The 15,070-nt window shown below is 35.4% G+C and carries 13 protein-coding genes; 6 read left to right on the forward strand and 7 right to left on the reverse strand.

Features of this window, described 5'->3' with window-relative positions; translation table 11 throughout:
• Positions 1-9: 9 nt before the first annotated feature.
• Positions 10-933, forward strand: a complete 924-nt coding sequence (locus ACY650_RS18880; RefSeq protein ID WP_462249993.1) for a PorP/SprF family type IX secretion system membrane protein — start codon at positions 10-12, stop codon at positions 931-933.
• On the opposite strand, the gene ACY650_RS18885 is transcribed toward ACY650_RS18880, so the two are convergent.
• Together ACY650_RS18885 and ACY650_RS18890 are read right to left on the reverse strand one after the other, a co-directional pair.
• Entirely contained in the window at positions 924-1,271 is a 348-nt protein-coding gene (locus tag ACY650_RS18885; protein WP_462249995.1) for a phage holin family protein, read from the reverse strand. The two genes, ACY650_RS18880 and ACY650_RS18885, sit on opposite strands and share 10 nt — an antisense overlap.
• A complete protein-coding gene (locus tag ACY650_RS18890) occupies positions 1,268-1,789 on the reverse strand; it encodes a gamma carbonic anhydrase family protein (RefSeq protein WP_462249997.1) in 522 nt (173 codons plus the stop codon). Before ACY650_RS18890 ends, ACY650_RS18885 begins: the two co-directional genes overlap by 4 nt.
• Positions 1,790-1,864: 75 nt before the next feature.
• Between ACY650_RS18890 and miaB the strand changes: the two genes are divergently transcribed.
• The 5 genes from miaB to secG are packed head-to-tail and all read left to right on the forward strand — an operon-like array spanning position 1,865 to position 7,493.
• Positions 1,865-3,319, forward strand: a complete 1,455-nt coding sequence (miaB, locus tag ACY650_RS18895) for a tRNA (N6-isopentenyl adenosine(37)-C2)-methylthiotransferase MiaB (RefSeq protein WP_462249999.1) — start codon at positions 1,865-1,867, stop codon at positions 3,317-3,319.
• On the forward strand, positions 3,316-4,596 hold the full coding sequence (locus ACY650_RS18900) for a sigma-54 interaction domain-containing protein (protein ID WP_462250001.1): 1,281 nt from the start codon (positions 3,316-3,318) through the stop codon (positions 4,594-4,596). The genes miaB and ACY650_RS18900 overlap by 4 nt, the downstream gene beginning before the upstream one ends.
• The gene (lptE, locus tag ACY650_RS18905) at positions 4,577-5,101 is read left to right on the forward strand and encodes an LPS assembly lipoprotein LptE (RefSeq protein ID WP_462250003.1); all 525 of its coding nucleotides are present in this window, start codon (positions 4,577-4,579) and stop codon (positions 5,099-5,101) included. The genes ACY650_RS18900 and lptE overlap by 20 nt, the downstream gene beginning before the upstream one ends.
• Positions 5,102-5,140: 39 nt before the next feature.
• A complete protein-coding gene (locus ACY650_RS18910) occupies positions 5,141-7,117 on the forward strand; it encodes a hypothetical protein (protein ID WP_462250005.1) in 1,977 nt (658 codons plus the stop codon).
• Positions 7,118-7,121: 4 nt separating this feature from the next.
• Positions 7,122-7,493: a preprotein translocase subunit SecG gene (gene secG / locus ACY650_RS18915; protein WP_462250006.1), complete on the forward strand. Its 372-nt coding sequence runs from the start codon at positions 7,122-7,124 to the stop codon at positions 7,491-7,493.
• Between the two features lie 7 nt (positions 7,494-7,500).
• On the opposite strand, the gene ACY650_RS18920 is transcribed toward secG, so the two are convergent.
• From ACY650_RS18920 to ACY650_RS18940, 5 genes are all read right to left on the reverse strand, one after another.
• Positions 7,501-9,507: a hypothetical protein gene (locus ACY650_RS18920; protein WP_462250008.1), complete on the reverse strand. Its 2,007-nt coding sequence runs from the start codon at positions 9,505-9,507 to the stop codon at positions 7,501-7,503.
• A complete protein-coding gene (locus ACY650_RS18925) occupies positions 9,504-10,463 on the reverse strand; it encodes a DUF4249 family protein (RefSeq protein ID WP_462250010.1) in 960 nt (319 codons plus the stop codon). The genes ACY650_RS18920 and ACY650_RS18925 overlap by 4 nt, the downstream gene beginning before the upstream one ends.
• A 26-nt stretch (positions 10,464-10,489) precedes the next feature.
• Complete coding sequence (locus ACY650_RS18930) at positions 10,490-13,126, reverse strand: TonB-dependent receptor (RefSeq protein ID WP_462250012.1); 2,637 nt, start codon at positions 13,124-13,126, stop codon at positions 10,490-10,492.
• A 92-nt stretch (positions 13,127-13,218) separates the two neighbouring features.
• Positions 13,219-14,199 (reverse strand): DUF4249 family protein, encoded by a 981-nt coding sequence (locus tag ACY650_RS18935; protein WP_462250014.1) that lies wholly within the window; start codon positions 14,197-14,199, stop codon positions 13,219-13,221.
• 130 nt (positions 14,200-14,329) lie between these two features.
• Positions 14,330-15,043, reverse strand: a complete 714-nt coding sequence (locus ACY650_RS18940; protein WP_462250016.1) for a hypothetical protein — start codon at positions 15,041-15,043, stop codon at positions 14,330-14,332.
• Positions 15,044-15,070 lie beyond the last annotated feature (27 nt).

The following is a 15,070-nucleotide window of genomic DNA, read 5'->3' on the forward strand; positions in this document are numbered from 1 at the left end:
GATGTACAAATGAAAAAGATCTTAGTTGCTATATTGATTTTCTGTATTAGTTATGTGGCTTTTGCTCAGCAAAGGCCGGTAATGTCCACATACATGTTTAATGGGCTATCTCTTAATCCAGCCTATGCAGGAAGTTTGAATATTCTGAGTGCTAGTTTTCTACACAGGAAGCAATGGATAAATGTCGATGGTGCACCCGTCTCGAACATTTTTGCTGTACATAGCTCGTTTTATGGAAATCAAATAGGACTAGGGTTACAAGCATCACAAGATGTTATAGGCGTACATAAAGAATCCGCAGTGTACCTCAGCGGAGCCTATAAAATCAAGACAAGTGCAGGTATCTTGGCTATGGGACTTTCTGGAGGGTTTGATAATAGAAGATCCAATTTTGATGAATTAAATATTTTAAATCAAGAAGATGAACTTCTAACAGGAACACCAACAAGATTTACCCCAAATTTTGGAACAGGGATTTATTTTGCTAATCCAAGAATGTATGCTGGTATATCTGTTCCTTATATCTTAGAAAACAGCTTATTTCAAGTTCAAGCTGATGGTACTACCTCGGATGCTAAAGAAAGTAGATATTATTATGCTACTGGAGGAGTAATTTTTGATATTAACCAAAATATAAAATTCAGTCCTTCTGCCTTATTAAGATTTCAAGAACAGAATCCTTTAGGATGGGATCTGAATGCAACAATTATTTTTGATGGCATCGCATATGCTGGAGTTTCTTATAGAAGTGGGGATGCAATAGTATTCTTAACCCAACTAATATTGAATGAAAATTTCAGACTAGGGTATGCTTATGATGCAACTGTAAATGCCTTAAATAACCATTCAAGAGGAACTCACGAAATAATGTTGAACTACCGTGTGAAGCTGAGAAATTATAAGAAAGACCCTCAATGCCCTGTTTACTTCTGATGTTCTTTTCTAAGATCCGAGAACAGTGAATTAATTAGAGACAACAGCAGACTAAAAATAAGCGCCCACCAAAAATTATGGACCACAAAACCTGATATAAGAGAGTCAGCCAATAAAATAATAAGGGCATTTATCACTAGTAGAAATACTCCTAGTGTTAATAATGTAATCGGAAGCGTAAGAAGGATTAATAATGGTTTTACCACTGCATTTAACAATGACAAAACAATAGCAATCACAATAGCAGTGAAAAAACCGTCTACGTATATACCTGGTAAAAGATAAGCTGCAACAATTACGGCCAACGCTGATAACACTATTTTAACTATAACATTCATTTCTTACTTTCTTTAAACCATCCGGCATACATTGAGTAATTGCCTGCTATTCTTGATAGCATTTCTTTGTTCTCAACATCCATTGTTTTTAACTTTTTTCCAGGAATACCTCCGTAAACCGAATTTTCTTCAACGACTGTATTTGCAAGTACTACCGTTCCAGCTCCAATAATTGATCCTGATTTTATCACAGCATTGTCTAAAATTATTGCTCCGATTCCAATAAGCACATTATCTTCAATTGTGCACCCATGAATTACGGCATTATGGCCTATCGAAACATTATTACCTATTGTTGTTCCTGATTTTTGATAAGTCCCATGAATTGTTACATTGTCTTGAATATTAGTATTATTCCCTATACGAATGTAATTGACGTCTCCCCTAACCACAGCTCCAAACCAAACTGTACAGTCATTACCCATTTCTACTTCTCCTATTAATGAACTATTGGGAGCAAACCAACAATCATTACCGTACTTAGGTTTAAATCCCCTTACCTCAATTTCTAATGCCATTTTTCTTTTAAAACTAGACTAAATTCTATTCTAAGAAAGCTGACAAAATGTCACGACTGTTTCTATCTTTGCACGATGCAAGGATTGATAGCAGATATTGACTTACTTGAAGAGGGAAAACAGCAAGAAGAATCTTGTGAGTTTAAAACCACCATTGATGATGATAGTAAGTCCAAGAGAAAACTTTACATAGAAAGTTATGGATGCCAAATGAACTTCTCTGATAGTGAGATAGTTACGTCCATTCTAAAAAAAGAAGGTTTTGGAACCACATCTTCTCCTGAACATGCCGATGTTATTCTAATTAATACCTGCTCTATTAGAGAAAAAGCAGAACAAACAGTTCGAAATAGACTAAACTTTTTTAACGGTGTTAAAAAGAAGAATCGTGACGTTACTGTTGGAGTACTAGGATGCATGGCCGAAAGGCTTAAATCAAAGCTCTTAGAAGAGGAGAAAATTGTAGATCTTGTATTAGGACCAGATGCATATAGAGACTTACCAAAATTGGTAAAGCAAGCTGAGGAAGGACAAAAAGGTATTAATACATTCCTTTCACGAGAAGAAACTTACGCAGACATTTCTCCAGTACGCCTAAATTCTAATGGTGTTTCTGCATTTATATCTATCATGCGTGGATGTGACAATATGTGCTCATTTTGTGTTGTACCGTTTACTCGTGGAAGAGAAAGAAGTCGCGATCCACAATCCATAGTAAACGAGGCAATTGAATTATTTAAAAATGGATACAGAGAAGTTACATTGCTTGGCCAAAACGTTGATTCATATAAATGGTCTGCAGAAGAGAACAACAAAGCTCGGTTGAACAAAAAAGAGGATGTTGACATAGTGACTTTCGCGAATCTAATTGAAATGGTGGCTCAGATAGATCCAGATTTACGAGTTAGATTCTCTACTTCTCACCCAAAAGACATTACTGATGATGTTCTACATACAATGAAAAAGTATGAGAACATTTGCAACTACATTCATCTTCCAGCTCAGAGTGGAAATTCCCGTGTTTTAGAATTGATGAATAGAACATACAGCAGAGAATGGTACATTGATAGAGTTGACGCAATACGTGATATTATAGGTGATGAATGTGGCATAAGCTCTGATATGATTGCAGGTTTTTGCTCCGAAACAGAAGAGGAACATAAGGAAACAATCTCCTTAATGGACTATGTTAAATACGATTTCTCATATATGTTTTTCTATTCAGAAAGACCAGGCACACTAGCTGCTAAAAAATACGAGGATGACATTCCATTAGAAACTAAGAAGCGAAGACTTCAGGAAATTATAGATAAGCAGCAAAAAATCTCATTAGAAAGAAACAAGCTAGATGTAGGCAAGAATTTCAAGGTTCTCGTTGAAGGGACTAGCAAGAGATCAAAAGCCAAGATGCAAGGAAGAAACAGTGCCAATAAGGTTATCATATTTGATGCTGACGTTCCTAAAGGCACTTATGTCAATGTTAAGGTAACAGATTGCACTGCTGCAACACTTTTTGGTGAATTAGTATGAGTTTAAAAATTGATTCTGAAGTTCAAGCTATAAAGCAACGTTTTGAAATTGTCGGAAATTCTGACAAACTCAATAATGCTATTCGTGTCGCAATGCAGGTGGCCCCTACTGACATGAGCGTATTAATTACTGGAGAAAGTGGTGCCGGCAAAGAATCATTCTCTAAAATCATACATAGCCTATCTCATAGAAAGCACGGACAATTTATTGCAATTAATTGTGGGGCAATTCCTGAAGGCACTATTGATTCTGAACTTTTTGGTCATGAAAAAGGTGCATTTACCGGAGCTACTGGAGAACGTAAGGGATACTTTGAAGTAACGAATGGTGGTACAATCTTCCTAGATGAAATCGGAGAAATGCCACAAAGCACACAAGCAAGACTACTTAGAGTACTTGAAAATGGAGAATTTATTAAGGTAGGTTCGTCGAAAGTACAAAAAACAGATGTTCGAGTAATTGCAGCGACTAACGTCAACCTTCTTGACGCTGTCAATAAAGGGAAGTTTAGAGAGGACTTGTATTATAGGTTAAGTACCGTCCCAATTTATGTACCTGCCTTACGTGAACGTGGCGAAGATATTGTACTCTTGTTCAAGAAGTTTGCATATGATTTTTCTGAAAACTATAAGACAGAACCTATTGTCCTATCTGCCGACTCAAAAGGATATCTTAAAGCACATCGATTCCCAGGAAATATAAGACAGCTTAAAAATCTTGTTGAGCAAATAAGTGTATTAAGCATTGACCGAGAAATTACTATAGACCAGCTGCAAACATATCTTCCAAGAACAGGAAGTAATCTCCCGGCTCTAGTAAGTAAAGAGGATGACAAGGATAATTTTACAGAGAGAGACATTTTATACAAAGTTCTCTTTGACATGAAGTCCGATATGGCAGAATTAAAGAAGCTTGTTTTCAAAATGCTTGAAGGAAATGAAAACGATCAAGAAATTTTGGAAGATCATAAATCACTCTTCAAAAACATCGACTCGCAAGCTGCCAATTTAGAAGAATATCAAGCAAACGAAGAGTCTATCGAAGAGCCTACCCTTATCATTTCCTCCAATGATGAAACATTCGACTCAGAAGTAGAGGACATTACCCATGAAATGGAATTAGAGGATTCTCTTTCATTAGAAAAGAAAGAAAAGGAATTGATTATTAGAGCTCTAAAGAAAAATAGGAATAAACGTAAGTACGCGGCAGAGGATTTAGGGATTTCGGAACGAACTTTGTATAGGAAGATTAAGCAATATGAACTGGAGAATCTGTAGCCTTATACTAATAATACTCGCCTTATGTATTCCAACTAGTTGTGGAGTATACAATTTCACGGGAGGAACACTATCTCCAGAGATAAAAACTATATCTATTCAACAATTTTATAATAATGCAGCATTAGGTCCATCGAATATGAGTGCGGTATTCACTGAAACCATTAAGGATTATTTTCAACAAAATACAAGTTTGGAACTTGTCGATAATAATGGCGATTTACAACTTGATGGTTTTATTTCTAACTATACAATAACCCCTGTAGCAGCAACCGCTGGGAGTCAAAATCAGGCAGATTTCTCGGCTCTTTCTCGCATTACAATCACAGTTTCAGCCACTTATACTAATATAAGTGATCCTACTTTTGACTTTGATAAAAGCTTCTCTTTCTTCAAAGACTTTGACAACTCAACTAATTTGGCTTCTAACGAAGAACTGTTTGTAGAAGAAATATTCGATCAAATTGTACTAGATATCTTCAATGCTTCAGTGGCAAATTGGTGATTTTGCTTAATTTTAGCATATACACCGTCATCTAATCCTGTGAATAAAACCGAGTTAATAGCCTTTTTACGCGACCCACATAAGCTTTCAGAAGAGCAGTTGGATGAACTAGAGGCAATTGTTAACGAAAATCCTTATTTCTTAAGTGCCAGACTTTTGCTAGCTAAAGCCAGCAAGGAACAAGGGCATCCCAAAACAAAGAAGAGAATTGCCTCTGCAGCAATTTATTCTACTGATCGAGTGCTTTTGAAGAAGTACTTAAATGGCAATCTGTTTTTTCTAAAAGAACCTGCAAAAATTGAAGAAGAAACAGTATCTAGTAGTGCTACAGAAGTTACTAAAGTTTCAGAAAACAGAGTCACGGGTAAGGAGACTGCTGACAAATCATCCACTTCAGAAAACCTTCAATCTAAAAAATCAGGTCGTCCACCTATTGAGAGTCCTAAAACTGAAGATTCTAAAGTAGTTCGGAAAGAAGAACAAGATAAAAGTGATCGAACTGACAAAAGACCATCTGCATTAAAGTCGAAAGAACAGAAGCCTCAACCAGAGATCCCTGATGTTCCTAGTGGTGAATTAGACTCCATTCTTGACGAATTGCAAAGGGATATGGTAAACCTTAAGGCTTCAAGAGAAAAGTTTGCAGAAGTTCAACAAAAAATTGAAGAAGATGATGCTGTATCAGAAGCTGTGAAAAAAGCTTCAAACAAAGACATAGAGAAAAAACAAGAGGATATACAAATTGAAAAAGAGGCTTCTCCTGAAGATTTAAGTACAACAGAAGCATCTAAAAAATCCGCGTCAGAAATTACTATGCAAATTCTAGACGCAGCTAAAAAAGCTAAAGAAGAAGTCGCAAGAGAGGAAGCTCAAGCAAAGGAGGAAGTAGCAAGAGAAAAGGCGCAAGAAGAAGAACAGTTATTAAAAGAAGATACTAAGGAGACAGAGGAAAAAGAATCTGAAGAATTAGTTAAAACAGAAGAGTCAGTAGAGGAATTTGCGGATGAAGCTGCAGAGATCACCTCAGACAAAAGATCTGATGATACTGATACTAAACCAAAATCACCTAAAGAAGAAGAGGATTCAGACCGTCCTGAACGTGTAATTAGAGAACCAAGATTTTCAAGATTTGCTACGAGAAGCTACTTAAAGCCGCCTGAAAATATTGACCCTTCCGTATTTGAAGATAAAGACGAAGACAAGAAAAGCTCTGAAACAGAAAATGCATCTTCAGCTGAAAAGAAAGATGATGAATCAGATAAGATCAAACTTCCTGATCTATCTAAAGCTAAAGCTGTACCTAGAAAAAATAAGCGAACTAAGAAAAGTAAGGAATCTGACGAAACAGAAAATAGTGATGCCAAAGAGGTAGGTAAGCAAAAGGATAAGCCAAAATCAAGGACCACCAAGAAAAAAGAAGTTGAAGAATCAAAAGAATCTGAAACTCCGGCTAAAGAAGAGGAAAAGAAGTCAACAAAAAAGACCTCAGTAAGTAGCAAAAAGACTACAGTAAAGAAGACTACAACTAAATCAGCTACCAAGAAGGCGACTGCAAAGAAAGATGCAGATAAAAAAACGACTACAAAAAAAGTAGCTGAAAAAAAGTCCTCAGATAAGAAGCCTGTTGCAAAAAAAGCAAGTCCTAAAAAGACTACCACTAAGAAAGAGGGTACCAAAAAATCAACAAAAGCTTCGGGTACGAAATCAAAGTCTACCAAAAACAAAGAAGAGAAGAAAGATGATGGGAAAGGCGAGCCCAAATCTCAAAAGGATCTTATCGACAAATTCATAAAAACTTCTCCAACAATCAAGTATCAGCGCCAGGATGAAAAGACTTCAGAGGATCTTGCAGAACAAAGTGGCGCTTGGGATCCAAACTTAGCTTCTGAGTATTTAGCAGAAATTTATCTCCATCAAGGAAATAAAAAACGTGCAATTGAAATCTATGAGGCATTAAGCTTGAAATATCCAGAAAAAAAATCTTACTTTGCGGACTTAATTTCAAAAATAGAATAGATAGATGTACGGAATAATTGTAACCTTGATAGTTATTGTCGCAGTGTTGTTGATTCTTGTAGTTTTGGCACAAAACCCTAAAGGCGGAGGGCTTTCAAGCCAGTTTGGTGGTTCTGGGACTTCTCAACTTATGGGAGTGAAGAAAACAGGTGACCTTCTTGAGAAACTAACATGGGGCTTTGCAATTGCCTTACTACTACTTTCCGTTTCTACAAACTTTGTGCAGCCAACAGAAAACACGGATGTTTTATCAAGTCCAAATATTGATAATGCTCAGACTTCTCAGCCTGTAATTCCTCAATCTATTCAACCTGCAGAGTCTGGTTCGTCTGATTTGAATGATCTTACTAGTTCTGAAACAGATTCAGTAGAATAAATAGAAACTACTTTTTTATAGGCGCAGAGGTATTGAAATAAAATCCCTCTTTGGAGAAACTTTCAATGCTTAAGCGACCATTCTTTTGCATTGTTTTCTCATTAAACTCATAGTCTTCTCTAATGCTAAATGATAGGTCAGAGACAACAGTAGAGTTAAACTGATCTGACACCTCATTATTGGATAGGCCTATTGTATAGCCAGTAAACTCTCTAAACGAAGGATCAAGTTCTGAATTTGCAACTGGGTATGCTCCACTTTTGGTGTTCACTACTATAATACCTTTCAGAAAGTTTTTACCTATTGCTTTCAATGTTTCTTCGTTGAAAATCGTATTTATAGATTCGATCGAGTCCAAAGGAATTTTAAACAATGGCACCGTACTATTCAGAACATAATTGTCAAGAATAACCAATTGAGGTTTGCCAAAATTACCCTCTGAGTAATTGTAAATTTTTAAAATCTTCTCCCCTTTTCTCTCCGCCACACTAACATTAGCCACAGCTTCTCTTATAAACTCTTCGAAATCCTTTATCCCACTGTAGTAGTCAGAGATCAAAGTTTTCTTATCAAACTTTATATCATCCCAAAAAAATTGCTTCTTAGCCTTTTCAGTAGAATAAGTGGATAGTATGTATTTGAATTCAAGATTCGATTTAATAATTGAATCTGTTAGCGATTTTTCATGAAAACTTAGATTTGAATTATATCTAAACGATTCATATTCATTGAATAATATATTCACTTGTTCAGATATGTCAACAGCGGCATCGTTTAAAACTGTTGCTTTAAAATAATCTTGTCCAGATGGTAAAATTAATTCCACAAAAAACCTACCATCTAAATCAAGTTTCTTCGTAATATCAAGTTGATTTTCAAACAGATGTATTGCAATATTAGATTCAGCGACTATTGTTGAGTCGCCTTCTACCCTACCACTCAGTTGGATATTTTTCTCAGGAAAATGTTGAATATTTGAATCACTACGCAATCCATCAACTACCTCATTCCATCTCGCATAAGAATACTTTGAAAAACCAATCATGGTAGAATCAGCAGTAAGTTCATTAAAAGTCAATTCTTCTAAAGACTGTCCTAATGGAATGTTGAAATAGATTCGATAGAGTCTTTTAAACAGTGATGTTAATTCATCATTGATAGGATTGGATTGGTCCTCTAAATGAATTTTTGTAATCAAATTATCGACAACATCTATTGACACTTTGTTCTCTACATTCTTCTTTCGAAGAATTGGCTTGGAGCTATTCAAATAAAATGGACGAATTGCAACAATTTCCAAATCCGAATTAAGTAGAATGAATCGTTGAAATCCGCCTTTAAATTGACCTCTAGGTAGAGCAAATTGAGTTACTGGACCTTTAGGATTAATCTTGGCGATAAGCTGAACAGATTTAAAGCCCTCACTAACAACAAAAAAATCCTCATTAGTCGGTGTCTGAATTTCCAAGGATATTGCATTAGGCTTTACTGATACATCAACTACATTGGTATTCTCGAAAGCTTTCGTACTTAAATCATCCGGATATCCAATTGCTTTTACAACTTGACTCGTAGACTCATCAAGAACATTTTGCACATAAATTGGTACTCTATGAGCAGAGAAATCTATATCATGATTTCTCATAAAGTGAGTATAGGCAACCATCTGGTAATTGCCAGAAGGGATATCTTGAGGCAAACTGATCTTGCCTTTTGCCTTTCCGGATTCAAGTCTAAATATGTAGTTCCTAGTTACATCTTCATCCTCACTTAAAAGATCAACATGAATGATTCTACTAAGTTTTGAGAGCGAAAAATATTGATTAAAAACAGCCACATCAAAATCTAAACTCTCACCGCTATAATAGATCTTTTTATCAGGCTTGAGATAAGCAAATTCTCTTGAGTTATAATACTGGTAATCCTTATAAAGTTGATTTATTTCCTTCTCACTTGTTTGTGAAAAAAGTGAGAAAAATGAAAGCATTAAAAGTAAGGTGATAGGTTGTTTCATAAGATTCTATTTTCAGTTGCAGTAGTTTCTGCTACTGCCCTAAATATTCCAACTATTTCATTTTCGCATCCATCACAGGTGATATTACCCTCTAAAGGAAAAGGAAAGGTATCGAATATTAATCCATTATTATTGGTTAACTTCTCAATTTGGCTCCAGTACTCAAAAGATGAAACTGACATTGCTTCAACATATACCTTAAACTCAGTAAGATGATCATCTTGTTGAAGACAACATGGAGCAATGCACCCATTGCTAATGTCCACTTCGCCAGTATTACTTCGACAATCCGGTATTAATAAGTTAAAAAACATCCATGACTGTTGAGTAGTAGTACCTACTGGAACTCTTGTTTCATTAAAATTACAATCGATATTTTTATCACATGAATACAAAGCATATTGATCAAAAGTTGTGGTTTCTATTTGTCTAGTTAGCACATTCTCATAAGAATGTTCGAACCTTAATCTGGCTTGACTTTCATTTTCAGAAGTTATTAATGCAATAGCTGCTACAGCATCCACCTTTTGTACCAAATTCAATGGCGGCACTAGTATTGTGATGAAGGTATCCACGGTCACCATACTTAATGGTATCGAATCTGGTATCATATCGAATGAGGATTCGATTGAAATGCTCTCATTAAACGCTTCAAGTCTATATTGACGACCTACTTCACCCTTAAATGCCGATGAGATAGGAATGTACCTACTCGCTTCAAAAGCGAAAGGAAATATTTCTCCATCATCTGCAATTACAGATACATTCAAGCCCGGGATTGGAACTAGAATACTGTCATTAATTTGTTCAAAGATCCTAATGTAAGAAGCTCCTTCAATTGTTGAAATTTTACCATCTACTACATCTAAATGATCACGATTTTTGGTAAGCTCAAAAAAAGGCTCCGTACATCCGAAAATCGTGACTATTGATAAAAATAATATCGTATTTTTCATTCTATTCTAATTAGAGTGATTCAATATTAGAACTCAAACTTATAAGTTATTGTAGGTATCATTCGACCAACATTCACGAGTGCAAATGGCTGCGAGGGTGCGTTATTTTCACTCGAAAAGAAAATCGTAGCAACATTATCTCTACCATATACATTGTACAAAGCAAACACCCATCTATCGTTATTTTTCTTAGTTTTCCTAATTCTACTTTTCAGTGAAACTACTAGATCCAGTCTATGGTAATCTGGTATTCTACTAGAGTTTCGACTTGAGAAGTAAGGGACTCTTACTCCGTCAACCTGAAACACATTTACTGGCGCATTAATTGGTGCTCCAGTGAGGTATGTGAAATTTGAGGAAACCGTCCATTTTTTAGATAGCTTAAAGTCTAATGTAGCTTTAAAATTATGAGGCCTATCAGAATAGAAAGGATATCGTTCTCCATCATTAATTTGAACACCTTGCAATTGATCATCTACTGTTATAAATGTTCTAGAGTAAGTGTAAGAAGCTATTCCGGATAAAAAACCTTGTTCCTTGGACACAAGAAACTCTATTCCATACGATTCTCCTTCTCCTCTTAATGTAGCTTGCTCTAGGTTTTCATTTAAAACCAATTCAGCACCATTTCTGTAGTCCACTAGATCATTCATGATTTTATAGAACCCGTCAATGGATATTGAAATATCTTGTTCAACTAAGTTGTGTGTATATCCGATAGAAAATTGGTCTATCTGCGTCGGAGGTATGAATCTATCGCTTGATTTCCACACAGTGGAAGGATTAACAAGTACTGTATTCGAAATTAAGTGTAGAAACTGATTTACTCTTGAGTATCCAGCATTTATTGAATTATTGCTGACCTTGTACTCAAGACCAATTCTTGGCTCCAAGGTATATTTCGAATAGTTTACATCTCCTTCGTCAATTACTTCCTGCCCAATGACATTTTCTTGAGTAAATGGTGCTCCATTTTCATAAATGTTAATTCTAGAATTTCCAAGATTCATGAAATAGTTAAATCTCAGACCAGTACTAATTTCAAAATTGTCTGACACTTTAATAAGATAACTCGCATGGGCTCCTAAATTTAAAACATCCTCTTCATCAATGCTTTTTTCTTGCACAAGTGAGTTATTCGTAGTTGGTACCACATTACCAAGAGCTATATCAAATTTAGTTACATCTATACCAGCAATAATCTTTTCGCTGCTTAATAAACTTTTGAATGATAACTCAGATATTCCATTCTCAAATTCGAATTCGTCATTGATTATTAAATTCTCTGAATTATTTCTAAGAATACTCGAGGCTATCTCTGATTCTAAAATCCACTCGTCAGATAAAACTCGCGTCCATTTAAGTTGATTATTCAAAGAAGACCATCGGTATATAATTTTGTCTGAAAACCTAAAAAAGTCCTCTCCATAATAGCTTGATAGAAAAATACTGTTTTTATCATCTATTCTATAGCGCGATGATAGATTGACATCTCCAAACTGCGCTGAACTCTGTAGAATATCTTTATCTGGAACGAAGTCTAAAATCCAATTTATGTATGATATCCTTCCTCCTACATGAATATCAAGTTTATCATCAAGGGCCTTAGCTTTTAGACCCAAGTTAGAATTTACGATCCCTAAGCCACCATACACGTTCAATTTCTTCTTCGCCCACTTATTCATTTTTACATCTAGCACCGACGAAGCTCTTATGCCATATTTAGCCGGAATATTGCCTTTTAGGATTGAAACATCTGAAACAAAATCTCCATTAAAAACTGAAAAGAATCCGAGCAAATGACCTGGATTGAAAATTGTGGTATTGTTCATCTGAACAAGAGTTTGATCATTACTACCACCTCGAATATTCAAATAAGATGAACTCTCACCAGAAACAGTCACCCCAGGCAAGGTTGTCATGCTTTTAACTACGTCGATATCACCTGTAACAGAAGCCAACTTTTCAAGTTTGTCAATACCAATTCTCTGAATACCAATCGCGGGGCCAAGGTTATTGTTTGATGACGCATCTTGTTCCACAACTACTTCATCTAATATTCTAGAATCGGAAAAAAGTGAAATACTAAGATTTCCGGAAGAATATAGAGTTACTAGCCGAGTTTCCTTTTCTAAACCTATGTAGCTAAACTCAACAGTATAATTTCCTGATTTAAGTCCTATGTTATATCCACCGTCTGTTCCGCTCTTACTCACAAGTCTTCCATCCACACTTATATTCACACCAATAAGTGGCTCATTGAATTCATCAGTAACTATACCACTCAATACATGATCAGAATCAGTACTCAAGGCATTTGGATTACCGATTCTAATATTTTCTATCAGTTTAGACCCTCTAGAATTGCTTCTAACAATCTCTTTTCTTTCTAACTCAAGCTTGTTGGGATAAATAAATACATAGCGATCATCGCGAACGTTTAGAAGAAATCCAGACTTAGAAAGGGCATTTCTAATGACATTTAAATAGTCTTCATTATCCGTATTCTTAACACTAATAGAGTCTATCCATTCCTTCTGATAAAAAAAACTTTTATCAGTAGAAGCTTCAAGCTGCTCTAAATATTCCGAAAGGGGTTTTTCGACTTGACCATAGGCATAGCCTATCGTCAAACATGCGAATGTTATAAATAATCTCTTCATACAAGGGTCAGGTTTAAAGCTAACAATGCTTTGTCGCTAAACCATTATTCAATTTAGTTTAGCACTTTTAATTCTTACTAAGGAATCATTAATCATAAAATCACAATTTGCTCTTTAACAGTTGTTGAAGAAGCTCTAAGTAATCCAAAAAAATCGCCATCACAGCCTTGACACGTGACATTGCCTTCAAGCGGGAATGGATACGTATCGAAAATGAGTCCATTGCCAGTGGTAAGTCTTTCCAAGTCTTCCCAAAACATAAAGGTCTCTTTAGATAAAGACTCTAATTCCAATTTGAAGACGGTTTCCCATTGGTCTCGGTACTCACAGCATCCCATTGAACCTGCCGGGGTACAGTTTTCAACAAAATTTAGTTGGGTGACAGAAGCAAGTCTATCACAGAATCTACTTCTTAAAATAAAAAACCATTCAAATCGGGTTGTAAATCCTGCTGTCACATCTACCCTATCATCACATTCATTGTTATCATCACAAGAGAAAAGTACGTAATCATTATCTTGAACTATGATCGTGTCTTCCGTGAAAAGCTCCATATATCGATAGTTAAAATCTAGTTTAGAATAAATTGGAGTCCCATCGTTGGTCACACTAGCTATAGCAGTTGTTGCATCTCTAAAAATTGGTTCATTAGCCTGAGAGGTTACTACGACAGTTGTATCTCCAATCTCAAAATCAAAATCTATTGGTTCAACCACATAATCAAAATCAGATTCTAACATTATTCCATCAGAATTGGTCGCAATAACTTTATAGCCTATCCCTTCAAGACCCACAAAACCAAAATCTTCAGGTAGGTATGTATTTGAAAAAGAAGTTTGTGTAATGAATGTTGTCTCTTGCTCATTGGTATCTACGATACGGACGTCAAAATCATTGAATGTAGTCTGCGAACCGTCTGCATTAATCTTATAAATCCGCACAAATGATTGACCTACATTTGACGATACTCTGCCGTCAAGAATCATAACATCTCTCTTATTTTCAACTTCAAAAGGCTCCGTACAAGCTTGAATCATTAAAAGCCATATTGAAGTAAGAATAATATATCTCATTAGTGAGGTTGGAATTTTGGTTAGGTATTGCTGAAGCAAATCTAGTTACCTCAAACTATGTTCTAAACAACAGAATTTTAATTCAACCTTACTATGATTCACTAATTTTTATAACCATGGCAGATACCTTTTAGGCTGAAGCAAGTCTTTGTACCAACATTCGTTTAGCGACAGGTAATAATGTCTCATTTAAAGGAAGTGTTAACTTACTGAATGCTAAATAAGTAGCTGGATTTGGAAGTTCACTAAACTGCTTTGTTAGCTGAATTTTGATATTTTCATATGTCTTACTAACACCATGAATTTCATTCATCAAAAACTGAGTAGTCATGCTTCTAAACTTTTCTTCTGAATGCTCGAAAAAAGTCACTTGATATCGGAAAATAGAAATATCGACAGAAGATTGCTGATTTATGAATAAGTACCCTTCATCTGAATAAATTGGAGAAACCCCAACAGGTTCGAGTTCAATATTTTCCTCTACAAACTCAAATAGCTCTTTACCTTCCTCCAACATTCCTTTCATTTTTGGAATGGCAAAAGCAATGATTTCCTCAATTTGGCCCATCACTTCGTCATCATTTACAACCTTACTATATGTAAGTCTTAACTTATTAAAGTCTGCCTCAGTCAATGATTCAGGAAAGCTTTCAAACATCAGCTTTTTACTTTCTCTTACTTTAATAAGATTTCGATAATGAAAAATTAAATCTGACATAAATGGGTATAACTCGGACCTATTAAAGCGTCTTCCAACATCTTTTAAATATGCCAATAATATGTACTTCTTATACTCGTAATCTATTAATCCTTCTGTCAGCCAATCATGTTTGAGTCTATCCATAAACGAAATTTTAATTAAGAAATTAAT

Source organism: Ekhidna sp. (genome assembly GCF_963691765.1).
Classification (GTDB): Bacteria; Bacteroidota; Bacteroidia; order Cytophagales; family Cyclobacteriaceae; genus Ekhidna.

What these genes read in the sequence shown, in the direction of transcription:
- ACY650_RS18880 (WP_462249993.1), top strand. Translation starts at nt 10, where the DNA reads ATGAAAAAGATCTTAGTTGCTATATTGATTTTCTGTATTAGTTATGTG.
- ACY650_RS18885 (WP_462249995.1), bottom strand. Translation starts at nt 1,271, where the DNA reads ATGAATGTTATAGTTAAAATAGTGTTATCAGCGTTGGCCGTAATTGTT.
- ACY650_RS18890 (WP_462249997.1), bottom strand. Translation starts at nt 1,789, where the DNA reads ATGGCATTAGAAATTGAGGTAAGGGGATTTAAACCTAAGTACGGTAAT.
- miaB (WP_462249999.1), top strand. Translation starts at nt 1,865, where the DNA reads ATGCAAGGATTGATAGCAGATATTGACTTACTTGAAGAGGGAAAACAG.
- ACY650_RS18900 (WP_462250001.1), top strand. Translation starts at nt 3,316, where the DNA reads ATGAGTTTAAAAATTGATTCTGAAGTTCAAGCTATAAAGCAACGTTTT.
- lptE (WP_462250003.1), top strand. Translation starts at nt 4,577, where the DNA reads ATGAACTGGAGAATCTGTAGCCTTATACTAATAATACTCGCCTTATGT.
- secG (WP_462250006.1), top strand. Translation starts at nt 7,122, where the DNA reads ATGTACGGAATAATTGTAACCTTGATAGTTATTGTCGCAGTGTTGTTG.
- ACY650_RS18920 (WP_462250008.1), bottom strand. Translation starts at nt 9,507, where the DNA reads ATGAAACAACCTATCACCTTACTTTTAATGCTTTCATTTTTCTCACTT.
- ACY650_RS18925 (WP_462250010.1), bottom strand. Translation starts at nt 10,463, where the DNA reads ATGAAAAATACGATATTATTTTTATCAATAGTCACGATTTTCGGATGT.
- ACY650_RS18930 (WP_462250012.1), bottom strand. Translation starts at nt 13,126, where the DNA reads ATGAAGAGATTATTTATAACATTCGCATGTTTGACGATAGGCTATGCC.
- ACY650_RS18935 (WP_462250014.1), bottom strand. Translation starts at nt 14,199, where the DNA reads ATGAGATATATTATTCTTACTTCAATATGGCTTTTAATGATTCAAGCT.
- ACY650_RS18940 (WP_462250016.1), bottom strand. Translation starts at nt 15,043, where the DNA reads ATGGATAGACTCAAACATGATTGGCTGACAGAAGGATTAATAGATTAC.